The sequence below is a fragment of the Devosia sp. CN2-171 genome (assembly GCF_049354815.1).
GTDB lineage: Bacteria > Pseudomonadota > Alphaproteobacteria > Rhizobiales > Devosiaceae > Devosia_A.
Genome location: NZ_CP186479.1, coordinates 2,834,582 through 2,847,968, shown reverse-complemented (window position 1 = coordinate 2,847,968; position 13,387 = coordinate 2,834,582). Strand labels below are relative to the sequence as shown.

Here is a 13,387-nt window from a genome sequence, read left to right as displayed (position 1 = left end):
AAGGCGCCGCGGCTGTTGCTGCGGATCAGACGGGGTTTCAGGCGTCTCGGAACCGGGGCGCGCGTCGAGCAGCAGGCCGTGCCGCCCGATCGGGCCTGGCACGAAATGCTGGCCCGGCTTGATGCCGAGGAAACCGAGCGGCGGCTCGATGCGGTGGAAGCGGCGTTGAACGGTGACCGGCGGCACTGATCGGCAGGCGCTTTTCCCCGATGGAATTGAGGGCCTCGGACCCGTCGCCCTTGCCTTTTTCGCACTCACTTGCAAATGTCGCTGCCCGGCAATACCGGGTGTTTCGGCACATGCCGCAGGGGTTTTGAGTTTATGAAGGTCACTCTCGAGCGCAATCATCTGCTCAAGTCGCTTGGGCACGTCCACCGCGTGGTGGAGCGCCGCAACACCTACCCCATTCTGGCCAACGTGCTGCTCAAGGCGGCCGACGGCAAACTCGACCTGCGCGCCACCGACCTCGATATCGAAGTGACCGAGAGCGTGCCGGCCATGGTCGGCCAAGCAGGCACCACGACGGTGCCGGCGCACACCCTCTACGAGATCGTACGCAAGCTCGCCGACGGGGCCGAGGTGCGGCTCGAGAACAGTGGCGGCGAGCAACTGACCGTCAGTTCGGGCCGCTCGCGCTTCAACCTCGCGTGCCTCTCGCCCGACAGTTTCCCCGATCTCAAGTCCGGGACCTTCACCCACACCTACTCGATGCCGGCCGCAGCGCTGCGCGAACTGATCGAGCGCACCCAGTTTGCCATCTCCAACGAGGAGACGCGCTACTATCTCAACGGCATCTACGTCCACGTGCTCGATGTGAACGGCACCCCGACGCTGCGCGCCGTCGCCACCGACGGCCACCGCATGGCGCGCGCCGAGACCGATGCTCCGGCCGGCTCCAAGGGCATGCCCGGCATCATCGTGCCGAAAAAGACCGTCTCGGAAGTGCAGAAGCTGCTCGATGGCGCCGAAGGCGATGTCGAAGTCGAGTTGTCCGACACCAAGATCCGCTTCACGCTGGGCAGCGTCGTGCTGCTTAGTAAGCTGATCGAGGGCACGTTCCCCGATTACGACCGGGTGACGCCCAAGAACAACGACAAGCAGATGAATGTCGACAAGGCGAGCTTCGCCACCGCCGTCGACCGCGTCTCGACCATTGCGTCCGATCGCGGCGGCAAGGCGGTGAAGCTGGCGATGAAGGAAGGCCAGCTCGAGCTGTCGGTCACCAATCCGGACCACGGCACGGCAAGCGAGGAACTGGCGGTCGAATTCGAACCCGAGAGCTTCGAGATCGGCTTCAACGCTCGCTACCTCCTCGACATCATCAGCCAGATCCGCTCGGAAAACGCAGTGTTCCTGTTCAACGACGCCGGCTCGCCGACGCTGGTGAAGGAAGACGGCGAGGCCAAGGCGCTTTATGTGCTGATGCCGATGCGGGTGTAGGCCCGCCTATTTGCCAGTTACTCGGCTTGGTCCCGGCCTGCGCCGGGATGACATCGTGGTAGGCTGAGCAGACAATGCATCCCTCCCGCTACATCTCCCGGCTCCGGCTCAGCCAGTTCCGCAACTACGCCTCGGCCGCCCTCGACCTCGACGAGCGGCATCTGGTGCTGGTTGGACCGAACGGGGCGGGCAAGACCAATCTGCTCGAAGCCATCTCGCTGCTGGCGCCCGGCCGCGGCCTGCGCGGCGTCGCCTTCGAGGATGTCGCGGCCCAGGGGTCGGACGGCCAGTGGGCCGTGGCCTCGACCATCGAGGCGCCCGAGGGGCCGGTCGACATCGGCACTGGAGCGGGTGCGGATGGTGGCCGGCGCGTGCGCATCAACGGCGCCAATGCCAGGACCATCGAGGAGATGAGCGCCTATCTGCGCGTCCTATGGCTCACCCCGGCGATGGATGGGCTCTTCACCGGCCCGGCAAGCGATCGCCGCCGCTTCCTTGACCGGCTGGTGACAACGCTGATCCCCGGCCATTCGGCCGCCGTGTCGGACTACGAAAAGACCATGCGCCAGCGCAACCGGCTGGTCGAAGAGAACGCCGATCCGCTCTGGATCGATGCGGTGGAAGCGCAGATGGCAGCCTCGGCGGCGGCGGTGCATTTCTCGCGTGCCGACAGTCTCGACGACCTGCAGGCGATGATCCTGAGCGGCGTCGACGAGGCCAATTTCCCCGCCGCCCGGCTGGCGCTGACCCCGCTGTTCGAGGATCGGCACGTGCCGCAATCCTCAGCCGCGCTCGAGGCGGAACTGCGCGATCTCTGGCAGCGCGAGCGCCCCCGCGATCGCGCTGCGGGGCGTACCCTCACCGGCCCGCACCGCATCGATCTCGAAGTGCGCCATGCGCAAAAGGACATGCCGGCGGCGCTCGGCTCGACCGGCGAGCAGAAGGCGCTGCTGATCGGGCTGATCCTCGCCCAGGCGCGCCTCGTCAAGCGCTCGACCGGCATCGCCCCATTCCTGCTGCTCGACGAGGTCGCCGCGCATCTCGATCCCAACCGTCGCGCCGCCCTGTTCGAGGCCCTCGATGCCCTCAGCACGCAGTGCTTCATGACCGGCACCGACCCGATGCTGTTCGAGGCGCTCGGCGAGGGCGCACAGCAGGTCCTGGTGAAGGATGGCCGGCTCGGCCCGGCGGCTGGCAATCCACGCGTCCCTTGAGGGAGCGTCAGTCCATGACCTGCTTCAGGGCCGCGAGCACGCGGCCCGTGCTTCCGGCGTCGACCCTCGCATCATCCGCATGGCCGGCGGCGGCCGTCCACGGCTCGCCGTGGTCGGAATCGCTATGCTCATCTGCCCGATCTCGGCCTCTGCGTTGGCAATGGATGCCGAGGCTCACCGGGAGCTACCGATTCGGGGCGCAAAACCTTGTAAACCGGGCTCAAAATAGCCATTTGTCTTCTTTATCCGAACACCATCCGCTAGACCAAATCGAGCGGACCTGCAGCCTTTGATTCGGGATTTCCTTGAGCACCGACACTCCTTCCGATCCGAACGAATATGGCGCCGATTCCATCAAGGTCCTGAAGGGCCTCGATGCGGTGCGCAAACGCCCTGGCATGTATATCGGCGATACCGATGACGGCTCGGGCCTGCATCACATGGTCTACGAGGTGGTGGACAACGCCATCGACGAGGCACTGGCCGGCCACGCCGATCTGGTGACGGTGCAGCTCAATGCCGACGGTTCGGTTTCCGTCAACGATAATGGCCGCGGCATCCCGACCGGTATCCACCAGGAAGAGGGCGTTTCGGCGGCCGAGGTCATCATGACCCAGCTACATGCCGGCGGTAAGTTCGACCAGAACTCCTACAAGGTCTCGGGCGGCCTGCATGGCGTGGGCGTCTCGGTGGTCAACGCGCTGTCCGTGTCGCTGAAGCTGAACATCCGCCGCGATGGTGAAATCCACGAGATGAGTTTCACCCATGGCAACGCCGACGGGCCGCTGAAGCAGGTCGGCAGCTACACGCCCAATCATCAGCCCGGCACCTACGAGGGCCGGTCGGGCACGCTGGTGACGTTCCTGCCCTCGTCCGAGACCTTCACCATGGTGGAGTTCGACTTCAAGACGCTGGAGCACCGGCTGCGCGAGCTTGCGTTTCTGAACTCGGGCGTCCGCATCATCCTGCAGGACTTGCGCCATCCGGAGCCGGTCGAGGTCGAGCTGCACTACGAGGGGGGGCTCGAAGCCTTCGTGCGCTATCTCGACCAGGCCAAGACGCCGCTGATCTCGTCGCCGATCATGCTCTTTTCGGAGCGCGACGGTATCACCGTCGAAGTCGCGATGTGGTGGAACGACAGCTACCACGAGAACGTCTTGTGCTTCACCAACAACATCCCACAGCGCGACGGCGGCACGCATCTGGCGGGTCTGCGCGCCGCGCTCACCCGGCAGGTGACCAAGTACGCCGAGGAGAGCGGCATCCTCAAGCGCGAGAAGGTGGAGGTCACGGGTGACGACATCCGCGAAGGCCTGACCTGCGTACTGTCGGTTAAAGTGCCGGATCCGAAATTTTCCAGCCAGACCAAGGACAAGCTGGTTTCGTCCGAAGTCCGTCCCGTGGTCGAGAACGGTGTCAACGACAAGCTGCAGCAGTGGCTCGAAGAGCACCCGGCCGAGGCGAGGTCGGTCGTCGGCAAGGTGGCCGAGGCCGCCGCGGCGCGTGAGGCCGCCCGCAAAGCGCGCGAGCTGACCCGGCGCAAGTCGGCACTCGACATCAACTTCCTCGCCGGCAAGCTCAAGGATTGCTCGGAGAAGGATCCGACGCTCTCGGAAATCTTTATCGTCGAGGGCGACTCGGCCGGTGGCTCCGCTACCCAGGGCCGTGACCGCCGCAATCAGGCCGTGCTGCCGTTGCGCGGCAAGATCCTCAACGTCGAGCGCGCTCGCTTCGACCGCATGCTGAGCTCGGAGACGATCGGCAACCTGGTGATGGCGCTTGGCACCTCGATCGGGCGCGAAGAGTTCAACATCGACAAGCTGCGCTACCACAAGATCATCATCATGACGGACGCCGACGTCGACGGCGCCCATATCCGCACCCTGCTGCTGACCTTCTTCTACCGGCAGATGCGCGAACTGATCGAGCGCGGCCACATCTACATCGCCCAGCCGCCGCTCTACAAAATCAAGCGCGGCTCGTCCGAGCAGTACCTGAAGAACGAGCGCAGCCTCGAGGATTACCTCATCGACACCGGCACCGACGAAGCGGTGCTGACCAGCCGTGATGGCGTCGCGCATTCGGGCGAAGACCTGCTGCAGATCGTCCGGCAGGCGCGCGACATCGTGCATGCCATCGAGGGCCTCAACACCAAGTACAACCGTTCCATCATCGAGCAGGCCGCGATCGTCGGCGGTCTCGCCGATGCGGCCGGGGACGACGAGCGGGCGCGCACCGTGATCGAACGCGTGGTTCGCCGGCTCGACCGGCTGGCCGATGAGTTCGAGCGTGGCTGGCAGGGCGAACTCGACGGACAGGGCGGCTATGTCTTCACCCGCACCATTCGCGGCGTTACCGAACGGCACGCCCTAGACGCGCAGCTCTTGGCTTCAGCCGATGCACGCCGCATCCGCGCCACCGTCGACAAGCTCGGCGATCTCTATGGTGGCGTGGCGAAACTGGTCCGCAAGGACCAGAATTTCGACATCTACGGGCCGTTCTCGCTGTTCGAGGCCATCGGCTCGATCGGCCGCAAGGGCATTTCGCTGCAGCGCTACAAGGGCCTGGGCGAAATGAATCCGGGACAGCTGTGGGAGACGACGCTTGACCCCAACGCCCGCACCCTATTGAAGGTCGAGCAAAAGGAAGATGACAGCGAAGTCGGCATGCTGTTCTCCGAACTGATGGGCGACGTGGTCGAGCCGCGCCGCATCTTCATCCAGGACAATGCGTTGAACGTCGCCAACCTCGACGTCTAGGGGCACCGTTACTACCGCAAGCGAAAGGGCCCGTACAAAGCGGGCCCTTTTCATATTCCCGGGGCTCAGAGCCCCAGCGTGATGCTTGCGACTACCAGCACGGCGGCGACGAGGCTTGCGCCGGCCGCCACTGCGAAGAGCCTAGCCATTCATGCTGCGCCGCCCGCGGCGACGCTCCTGCGGCTGAGGGTTCTCGAGCCGCTTCAACAGCTTGCTCACACTCGCGAGGACGGCCGCCGGCTGGATACGCCGGGCAACGCTGGAAAGGTCTATCGTCATTTGGGGTCCTCGCTTTCTGTCGCGAGGCTTCGGCGCCGTCGCGATGGCACCGATATAGGCCGCGACCGGCTTTCGCCGGTAGACCGATGGTCCAGGAAGATTGCACAATCCTACAAAGTGACATGAAAAGTTGTGACTCGCGAGCAGCCGGTGCTATGTAAGAGGCACACAATTCATGGGGCTTTGAGCCATGAGTCGCATCGATGAACTGAAAACCGCGATTGCACAGTTTGCAACAGAGGACGGGATTCAGGCAACCGCCATCAACGGTCTCAGCATCGTGCGCCTGTCGCAGCCGTCCGGCACCGTGCCCGGTGTGGCGACCGCTGCCCTCTGCATCGTCGCGCAGGGGCGGAAGCGCGTCATCGCCGGCGACCGGGTGCTCAACTACGACGCCGAGAACTTCCTCGTCATCACCGTCGACACTCCCACGATCGGGCAGGTGGTCGAGGCTTCGGCCGAGGCGCCCTATCTCTGCATCAAGATGGACCTCGACCCGGCCGAGATCGCGGCACTGCTGATCGATGTCGGCGGCCTTGGCGCCGGGGCCGGCGATGCCGAGCCGAGCCTCGCGGTCAGCCGGGTCACCGACGACCTGCTCGACCCCGCGATCCGGTTGGTGAAGCTCCTTGCCCGGCCCGACGACATTGCGGTGCTGGCCCCGATGATCAAGCGCGAGATCCTCTATCGCCTGCTGCGCTCGGACCAGGCGACCAAGCTCCAGCAGATCGCCGTGGCCGAAAGCCGGCTGCAGCAGGTCAACCGCGCCATCGGCTGGATCAAGCGCAACTTCACCGAGCAGTTCGCCATCGAGACGCTGGCGGCCGAGGCGCGGATGAGCAGTTCGGCCCTGCACCTGCATTTCAAGGCGGTGACGGCGATGAGCCCGCTGCAGTATCAAAAGCAGATCCGCCTGCAGGAAGCGCGCCGGCTGATGCTGGCCGAGGCCGTGGATGCAGCGACCGCCGGCCATCGTGTCGGCTACGACAGCCCCAGCCAGTTCAGCCGCGAGTATGCCCGTCTGTTCGGTGCCCCGCCGCGCAGCGACGTGGCGCGGCTCAAGGCCGGCGACCTGCAGTCGGCCGGCTGACGGCTTGCCGCTCACGCCAGACAATTATCCTGAACGCATCGCTCAAGTTTGCTTGACGAAGTTTAGAACTGTTATAAACTGTGCTGGCTTACCGGACGCGAATCCGGCCGATTTTCTAGCCATCGGCCCACGTGCGGTGAGGTTGGGCGGAGCAGCATTCCGCCCTTACCGGAGCCACAGATGCGACTGACACGTCAATCCAACTACGCCATCCGCACCCTCATCTATTGTGCGGTCAACGATCCAGGCCTGAGCCGCGTGGCCGACATCGCCAAGGCCCATGCGATTTCGGAACTCTTCCTGTTCAAGCTGATCAAGCCGCTGGTCGAGAACGGCCTGATCGAGACGGTGCGCGGTCGCCGCGGCGGCATCAAGCTCGGCCGCCCGGCCGAGGAGATCACGCTGCTCGATACGGTGCGCCTGACTGAAGAGAGCTTCTCCATGGCCGAGTGCTTCGAGGACGGCGATATCAGCTGCCCGCTGGCGGACAATTGCGACGTCAACGCAGCGCTGCGCGAGGCGCTCGGTGCCTTTTTCAACGTGCTCGAGAGCCACACCATTGCCGACCTGGCGTCGAAGCGCCGTTCGCTGCGCCAGCGGCTCGGCCTGACGTTTGAGGAAATGGAGCCGGTGCTGATCGCCCAAGCGGCGCACTAACTGGGCGCAGTGACCTGACCGAAATGGCGGATGCCGGACCGACTCCAAAGATCCGGCATCCGCCCTCCCTCCGCACACGCCCCGACCCGGAGGGACGCTTTCAACCGGTGCGGCGGATTCTCCCTCTCGACAAGCGCGAGAAATCTAGGATACCGGACGGGCCGAGAGCCTGCGGGGGGCGGGTGAGACCCTCGGCCACGTACCGGCGATGTGAACCTTGCGGTTCACGAGACCGCCATCTTTTGCTCCCCCTTCGTTGAACGCCCACTGACGCCGCCTTTCAGCGCCGGTTCATTTGCGCTTTCGCTCATCGGCGAGTCGGTCGCGTTGATCTCCGCGCCTCGTCATGCTCTATGCGGCCAACCCCAGACCGGACTGATTATTCATGGCCGCAGCGCCCATTCTTTCATTGCAGGACATCCGCCTTCGCCTCGGCTCGACCGAGCTGCTCGAGGGTGCCGAACTGTCGCTGCTGCCAGGCGAAAAGCTGGCTCTGGTCGGCCGCAACGGCTCGGGCAAGTCGACGCTGCTGAAGATCGTTGCCGGCGAAATCGAGCCCGATTCCGGCCGCCGCTTCCTGCAGCCCGGCGCGACCATCCGCTACCTGCCGCAGGAGCCGGACCTTTCCGGCTACCCCAACGTGCTGAGCTATGTCGAAGCGGGGCTTGAAGCCGGCGACGACCACTATCGCGCGACGTACCTGCTCAACCATCTCGGCCTGACCGGCACCGAAGAGCCGCACCGCCTCTCGGGCGGCGAGGCCCGTCGCGCCGCTTTGGCCCGCGTGCTGGCGCCCGAGCCCGATATCATCCTCCTCGACGAGCCGACCAACCATCTCGACCTGCCGGCCATCGAATGGCTGGAAGACGAGCTCAAATCGATCCGCTCGGCGCTGATTATCATCAGCCACGACCGGCGGTTCCTCGCCGATCTCACCCGTTCGACGCTTTGGCTCGACCGCGGCACCACCCGCCGCCTCGATCGCGGCTTCGGCAGTTTCGAGGAATGGCGCGACCAGGTGCTGGAGGAAGAGGAGACAGCGCGCCACAAGCTCGACCGCCAGATCGTCCGCGAAGAGCACTGGCTGACCTATGGCGTCACCGCCCGGAGGAAGCGCAACGTCCGCCGCCTCGGGGCCCTGTTCGACCTTCGCCAGCAGCGCCGTGACCTGAAACGCTCGGTCGGCGACGTCAAGATCTCGGTGGCCGAGGGCGAGACCTCCGGCAAGATGGTGATCGACGCCAAGGGCATCTCGAAAGCCTTCGGCGACCGCGTCATCGTCTCCGATTTCACTACTCGCATCATCCGCGGCGACCGCGTCGGCATCATCGGCCCGAACGGTGCCGGCAAGACCACGCTGATCAAGCTCCTCACCGGTGAACTGGCGCCGGACAGCGGCACGGTGCGGCTCGGCGCCAATATCGAGCTCGCGAGCCTCGACCAGCGCCGGGCCACGCTGACCAGCGACATGACGCTGAAGGAAGCGGTGACCGGCGGCGGTTCGGACACGCTGGTGATCAATGGCCAGCCCAAGCACTTCATGGGCTACCTCAAGGACTTCCTCTTCGGTCCCGAACAGGCCGGCACGGCTGTGAGCAAGCTTTCGGGCGGCGAGCGCGGCCGGCTGGTGCTGGCGCGCGTGCTGGCCTTGCCCTCCAACGTGCTGGTCCTCGACGAACCGACCAACGATCTCGATCTCGAGACGCTCGACCTCCTGCAGGAGATGCTGAGCGACTATCCCGGCACCGTGATCGTCGTCAGCCACGATCGCGATTTCCTCGACCGGGTCGCCACCTCGGTGATCGTTGCCGACGGCGATGGCGTCTGGACCGAGTATCCCGGCGGCTACTCCGACATGGTCACCCAGCGCGGCTATGGCGTCACCAAGCCCGAAGCCGTGGTCAAGCCCAAGGGCGGCAAGGGCATGACCCCCATCGCCACGCTGGCATCGAAGCAGAAGCTCAGCTTCAAGCAGAAGCATGCACTCGAGACCCTGCCCAAAGAGATGGCAAAACACGAAGCCGAGATCGTCAGGCTGAACAAGATCCTCGCCGACGGCAGCCTCTATGCCCGCGATCCCAATAAGTTCAACGAGACCAGCAAGGCGCTGGAAAAGGCGCAGAAGGCTCTGAGCAAAGCTGAGGACGAGTGGCTGGAGCTCGAGGCGCTGCGAGAAGAGATCGAGGGGTAGAGTTCGGCGCCGACCGAGGTCCGAACACCCACCCAACGTCCTACTCGACCGTGACATCCCTTCCGACTATGTACTCCGCTTGAAGCGATTCAATCGGAGGATATCATGCAGTATCGCAAGCTCGGAAATAGCGGCGCCATCGTTTCAAGCCAGACCCTCGGCACGATGACCTTCGGCGCCGAGGCGGACGAGGCGACATCCTTTGCCCTGATGGATGACTACGTCGCTGCCGGTGGCAACTTCATCGACACCGCCGATGTCTATTCCGCCGGCAAGTCCGAGGAAATCGTCGGTCGCTGGCTGAAGGCCCGCCCCGAGGCGGCGCGCCAGGTACTGGTCACCACCAAGGGCCGCTTCCCCATGGGCGCCGGCCCGAACGACCTGGGCCTCTCCCGCCGCCACCTCGGCGAGGCGCTCGACGCATCGCTGCGCCGGCTCGGGGTCGAGCACATCGACCTCTACCAGCTGCACGCCTTCGATGCGCTGACCCCGCTGGAGGAGACGCTGCGCTTCCTCGACGACTCGATCCGCAACGGCAAGATCGCCTATTACGGCTTCTCCAATTTCATCGGCTGGCAACTCACCAAGGCGGTGTTCCTCGCGAGGATGGGCAATCTCGCCCCGCCGATCACGCTGCAGCCGCACTACAACCTTCTCGTTCGCGACATCGAGCACGAAATTGTGCCCGCCGCGCTTGACGCCAGTATCGGCCTCCTGCCCTGGTCGCCGCTCGGGGGCGGCTGGCTCACCGGCAAGTACAAGCGCGACCAGTTGCCCACCGGCGCCACCCGGCTCGGCGAGAACCCCAATCGCGGCCAGGAATCCTACGGCCCGCGCAACGAGCAGGAGCGCACCTGGCACATCATCGGCGTCTTGGAAGAGGCGGCGAAATCGCTTGGCAAGTCGATGGCCCAGGTGGCCCTCGCCTGGGTCGCCGATCGTCCGGCCGTCAGCTCGGTCATCCTTGGTGCCCGGACCCGGGAGCAACTGGCCGACAATCTTGGTGCTGCCGATCTCAGGCTCCCGGCAGAAATCGCCGATAAGCTCACCGCGGCCAGCGCTCCGGAGCAGGCAGATTATCCCTACGGCAAAGGCGGCGTGAACCAGCGTTTCCGCAAGATCGAGGGTGGTCGGTAGGCGGCTCTAGCGCCCAGGGAAGCTAGAACCACAGCTCGGGCTCATGCAGGATCTGCAAATCCTCCGCCGCTGCGCCTTGGATGCGGCGGAGCAGTAGTTCGCCCATCTGCTGGCCGGCGAGCGCCGTGTCCTCGAAGATCGCATCGACCTTGGGCCGGATCAGGCTGAAGATGCCCGAGGTCTGCTTGGCCACCACCTGCACGTCCTCGCCGATGTGGCGGCCGGCATCGGTCAGCCCGGCCATCACCGATAAGGCTGCGGCATCGCCCGTACACACGAACCCGTCCGGTGCATCCGGCTCGCCCATGCGCCGGATCACCGCGAGCCGGATCTCGTCGGCGGAATTGTCAAGGCTGGCTCCCGCGAGGATCTCCCACCGTAGTCCCGCCTCGGCGACCGCCTTAATGAACCCGTCGCGGAGATGGTGCCCAAAACTGTAGCGCATCGGCGGCAGGATGATCGTCACCTTGCGGCAGCCCTTGGCCTTCAAGCGCATCACCGCGTGGTGGGCGAAGGCATAGTTGTCGTAGTCGACATAGGGGTGCGGCGAAGGGAACGCCGTGCGTCCATGCGTGACGAAGGGGAAGTTCTCCTCCATCAACAGCTTCACCCGGTCGTCGTCGGGTTCGGTGCGCGAAAAGATCACCCCGTCTGCTGCCTTGTTGCGCAGCACGTAAAGGATCGGGTCGATCGGCTTGGCGTTGCGAACCGTTGGCGTGATCACGAGGTGATAGGACGTGCCGGTCAGCGCTGCGGTCAGGCCCGAAACCATCGATTGGCCGAAGCCGAGGATTTCGTCATGCGGATCGAGCATCAGCGCGATGACATTGGTGCGCCCTGTCTTCAGCCGCAGCGCGGTGCGGTCCGGCACATAACCGATCTCGGCGGCGATCTTCTGCACTCGGACGCGCGTCTCGTCGCTGAGTTCGGGCGCGTTGTTAAGGGCGCGCGAAATCGTCGTGATGGCGAGCCCGGTCATTTCCGCAATGGTGCGGAGCGTCGGCTTGCCACCAGGCTTTCGTCCGGGCGCGCGCTGCGACGCAGGCGCCTTGCCGCGCTTGTCGTCGCGCGTTTCGCTCTCGGCCAATACTATTCCTCCCCGAGCGCTATCAGGAAAAGTTCGAGACCCTTCCGGTTCGATAGCGCGCCTAGAACCGGGGTTGAGGACCCTCTCCCGAGGTCCGCCAACGCCGTAGGTGTCGCCTGTGGATCCGCCCAACTTTCAGCACAACAGATTATGCAATCGATTTCAAGGCGGGAAGTCCGGGGTTTCATGCGGGCCATAGACTTTGGTCGGACGCGCCGCGCGCAACCGCATTGTCCGGGCGCAACCGCGTTGTCGCCGCGCCGCAGCTGCGGCAGTATCCCGCCCATGCTGTTCAGGAAGCCCGATCTCGAAGCGATCTTTGCCGGCGAGCGCAGGCTTGCCTTCCGGCGCTGGAAGAAGCCGACCGTCCGCGTCGGCGGCACCGTGCGCACAGCCATGGGGCTCGTTGGCATCGATGCGATCGAGCCGATCGAGCCCGAGAGCGTGACCGACGACGATGCACGGGCCGCAGGCTATCGCGATAGAGCCGACGTCCTCGCCATGTTCGAGGCGCAGGAGGGCACCTGCTACCGCATCCTGCTCCACCCGGAAGGGGACGATCCGCGCGAAGCCTTGCGCGAGGCGCTGCCCGATCCGGCCGAACTCGCAAAGCTGGTCACCAAGCTCGGCAAGCTCGACGCGGGCGCCGGCCGGCCATGGACGAAAGCAGCGCTGCAGCTCATCGCCGACCGGCCCGGCGTCGTCTCAATGCGACTCGCAGAAGCGGCGGGCTTCGAGCGCATGGAGTTCAAGGACAATGTCCGCAAGCTCAAGGCCCTGGGACTTACCCTCAGCCTCGAGGTCGGATATCGCCTGTCGCCACGCGGCGAAGCCGTCCTCTCTGCTATCTGACATTTCGCGCCCTGCGCCCGCGCGGGCAGGAAATTCCGCTTTGATCCGAGTAATTTGGAACGCGGCGGTCTGGCGCGAACGCTTCACAGCGCTTATCTTGCCCCTGTTACTCAACTTAGGCACCGACGAAAGCGGGATGGACCTCCATCCGGGCGTGCCCTAGAAGAGTCGAGCGGCAGACTCATCTCTGCCACGAAAAAGCTTCGGGGGCGGAGCCATACTCCCCCTCATTGGAATCACCTAGGCCGTGTGGCCGCCGGAAGGAGACGAAAATGCACATCGCTATTCGCACCACTCTCCAGACCGGGCTCATCGGCAAATGGGTAGATCGCTCCAACGGGTGTTACCGACCCAAACGAATGTGACCTCTGTCACCCATTCGTCTCACACTTCAGGTAACACCCCGGCCGTCCCCAGAGACGTGCCGAATGGAGGTATTCCATGCAGCATGCCCATTTCGAAAAGCCACATAGTTTGAAGCCCATAGCGGTCGATATCGACGGCGAGCCCAAGGGCGTCCTCGTCGCGCACGAGAGCGGTTTCCGCTTCCTCGCGGTCAAGCTTGATGTCTTCGGCGTCGACGGCCAAGTCTTCGATACCATCGAAGCGGCGGAAGCCGCCGTGCGGGTTGCGCTCCGTCCCGAACTCTGATTCCCCTGGGCGGCCCGCGGGCCGCTTCAG

11 protein-coding genes are annotated in these 13,387 nt (G+C 64.8%); 10 read left to right on the top strand and 1 reads right to left on the bottom strand.

Annotated elements, in window-relative coordinates:
- The first annotated feature begins 15 nt into the window (after positions 1 to 15).
- The 8 genes from ACOYW5_RS14060 (at position 16) to ACOYW5_RS14025 (ending at position 10,767) form a co-directional block, all read left to right on the top strand.
- A complete protein-coding gene (locus tag ACOYW5_RS14060; RefSeq protein WP_423065514.1) occupies positions 16 to 189 on the top strand; it encodes a hypothetical protein in 174 nt (57 codons plus the stop codon).
- A 132-nt stretch (positions 190 to 321) separates the two neighbouring features.
- Positions 322 to 1,440 (top strand): DNA polymerase III subunit beta, encoded by a 1,119-nt coding sequence (gene dnaN / locus ACOYW5_RS14055; RefSeq protein WP_423065513.1) that lies wholly within the window; start codon positions 322 to 324, stop codon positions 1,438 to 1,440.
- A gap of 74 nt (positions 1,441 to 1,514) precedes the next feature.
- Positions 1,515 to 2,654, top strand: coding sequence for a DNA replication/repair protein RecF (gene recF, locus ACOYW5_RS14050; protein WP_423065512.1), 1,140 nt, complete (start codon positions 1,515 to 1,517; stop codon positions 2,652 to 2,654).
- Between the two features lie 299 nt (positions 2,655 to 2,953).
- A complete protein-coding gene (gene gyrB, locus ACOYW5_RS14045) occupies positions 2,954 to 5,413 on the top strand; it encodes a DNA topoisomerase (ATP-hydrolyzing) subunit B (protein WP_423069470.1) in 2,460 nt (819 codons plus the stop codon).
- A gap of 469 nt (positions 5,414 to 5,882) precedes the next feature.
- Complete coding sequence (locus ACOYW5_RS14040) at positions 5,883 to 6,782, top strand: AraC family transcriptional regulator (RefSeq protein WP_423065511.1); 900 nt, start codon at positions 5,883 to 5,885, stop codon at positions 6,780 to 6,782.
- A gap of 180 nt (positions 6,783 to 6,962) precedes the next feature.
- Positions 6,963 to 7,439, top strand: coding sequence for an iron-responsive transcriptional regulator RirA (gene rirA / locus ACOYW5_RS14035; RefSeq protein WP_423065510.1), 477 nt, complete (start codon positions 6,963 to 6,965; stop codon positions 7,437 to 7,439).
- A 385-nt stretch (positions 7,440 to 7,824) separates the two neighbouring features.
- Complete coding sequence (locus ACOYW5_RS14030; protein ID WP_423065509.1) at positions 7,825 to 9,630, top strand: ABC-F family ATP-binding cassette domain-containing protein; 1,806 nt, start codon at positions 7,825 to 7,827, stop codon at positions 9,628 to 9,630.
- A gap of 105 nt (positions 9,631 to 9,735) precedes the next feature.
- Positions 9,736 to 10,767 (top strand): aldo/keto reductase, encoded by a 1,032-nt coding sequence (locus tag ACOYW5_RS14025; protein ID WP_423065508.1) that lies wholly within the window; start codon positions 9,736 to 9,738, stop codon positions 10,765 to 10,767.
- Between the two features lie 22 nt (positions 10,768 to 10,789).
- Here ACOYW5_RS14025 and ACOYW5_RS14020 read toward each other — a convergent pair whose 3' ends face one another.
- Positions 10,790 to 11,755, bottom strand: coding sequence for a LacI family DNA-binding transcriptional regulator (locus ACOYW5_RS14020; RefSeq protein WP_423069469.1), 966 nt, complete (start codon positions 11,753 to 11,755; stop codon positions 10,790 to 10,792).
- A 384-nt stretch (positions 11,756 to 12,139) separates the two neighbouring features.
- Here ACOYW5_RS14020 and ACOYW5_RS14015 point away from each other — a divergent pair, with 384 nt between their 5' ends.
- Together ACOYW5_RS14015 and ACOYW5_RS14010 are read left to right on the top strand one after the other, a co-directional pair.
- Positions 12,140 to 12,706 carry a hypothetical protein gene (locus tag ACOYW5_RS14015; RefSeq protein ID WP_423065507.1) on the top strand — a complete coding sequence of 189 codons (567 nt, stop codon included), beginning with the start codon at positions 12,140 to 12,142 and terminating at the stop codon, positions 12,704 to 12,706.
- A 441-nt stretch (positions 12,707 to 13,147) separates the two neighbouring features.
- Positions 13,148 to 13,357 (top strand): hypothetical protein, encoded by a 210-nt coding sequence (locus tag ACOYW5_RS14010; protein ID WP_423065506.1) that lies wholly within the window; start codon positions 13,148 to 13,150, stop codon positions 13,355 to 13,357.
- The last annotated feature ends 30 nt before the right edge of the window (positions 13,358 to 13,387 follow it).

What these genes read in the sequence shown, in the direction of transcription:
- dnaN (WP_423065513.1), top strand. Translation starts at nt 322, where the DNA reads ATGAAGGTCACTCTCGAGCGCAATCATCTGCTCAAGTCGCTTGGGCAC.
- recF (WP_423065512.1), top strand. Translation starts at nt 1,515, where the DNA reads ATGCATCCCTCCCGCTACATCTCCCGGCTCCGGCTCAGCCAGTTCCGC.
- ACOYW5_RS14040 (WP_423065511.1), top strand. Translation starts at nt 5,883, where the DNA reads ATGAGTCGCATCGATGAACTGAAAACCGCGATTGCACAGTTTGCAACA.
- rirA (WP_423065510.1), top strand. Translation starts at nt 6,963, where the DNA reads ATGCGACTGACACGTCAATCCAACTACGCCATCCGCACCCTCATCTAT.
- ACOYW5_RS14030 (WP_423065509.1), top strand. Translation starts at nt 7,825, where the DNA reads ATGGCCGCAGCGCCCATTCTTTCATTGCAGGACATCCGCCTTCGCCTC.
- ACOYW5_RS14025 (WP_423065508.1), top strand. Translation starts at nt 9,736, where the DNA reads ATGCAGTATCGCAAGCTCGGAAATAGCGGCGCCATCGTTTCAAGCCAG.
- ACOYW5_RS14015 (WP_423065507.1), top strand. Translation starts at nt 12,140, where the DNA reads ATGCTGTTCAGGAAGCCCGATCTCGAAGCGATCTTTGCCGGCGAGCGC.
- ACOYW5_RS14010 (WP_423065506.1), top strand. Translation starts at nt 13,148, where the DNA reads ATGCAGCATGCCCATTTCGAAAAGCCACATAGTTTGAAGCCCATAGCG.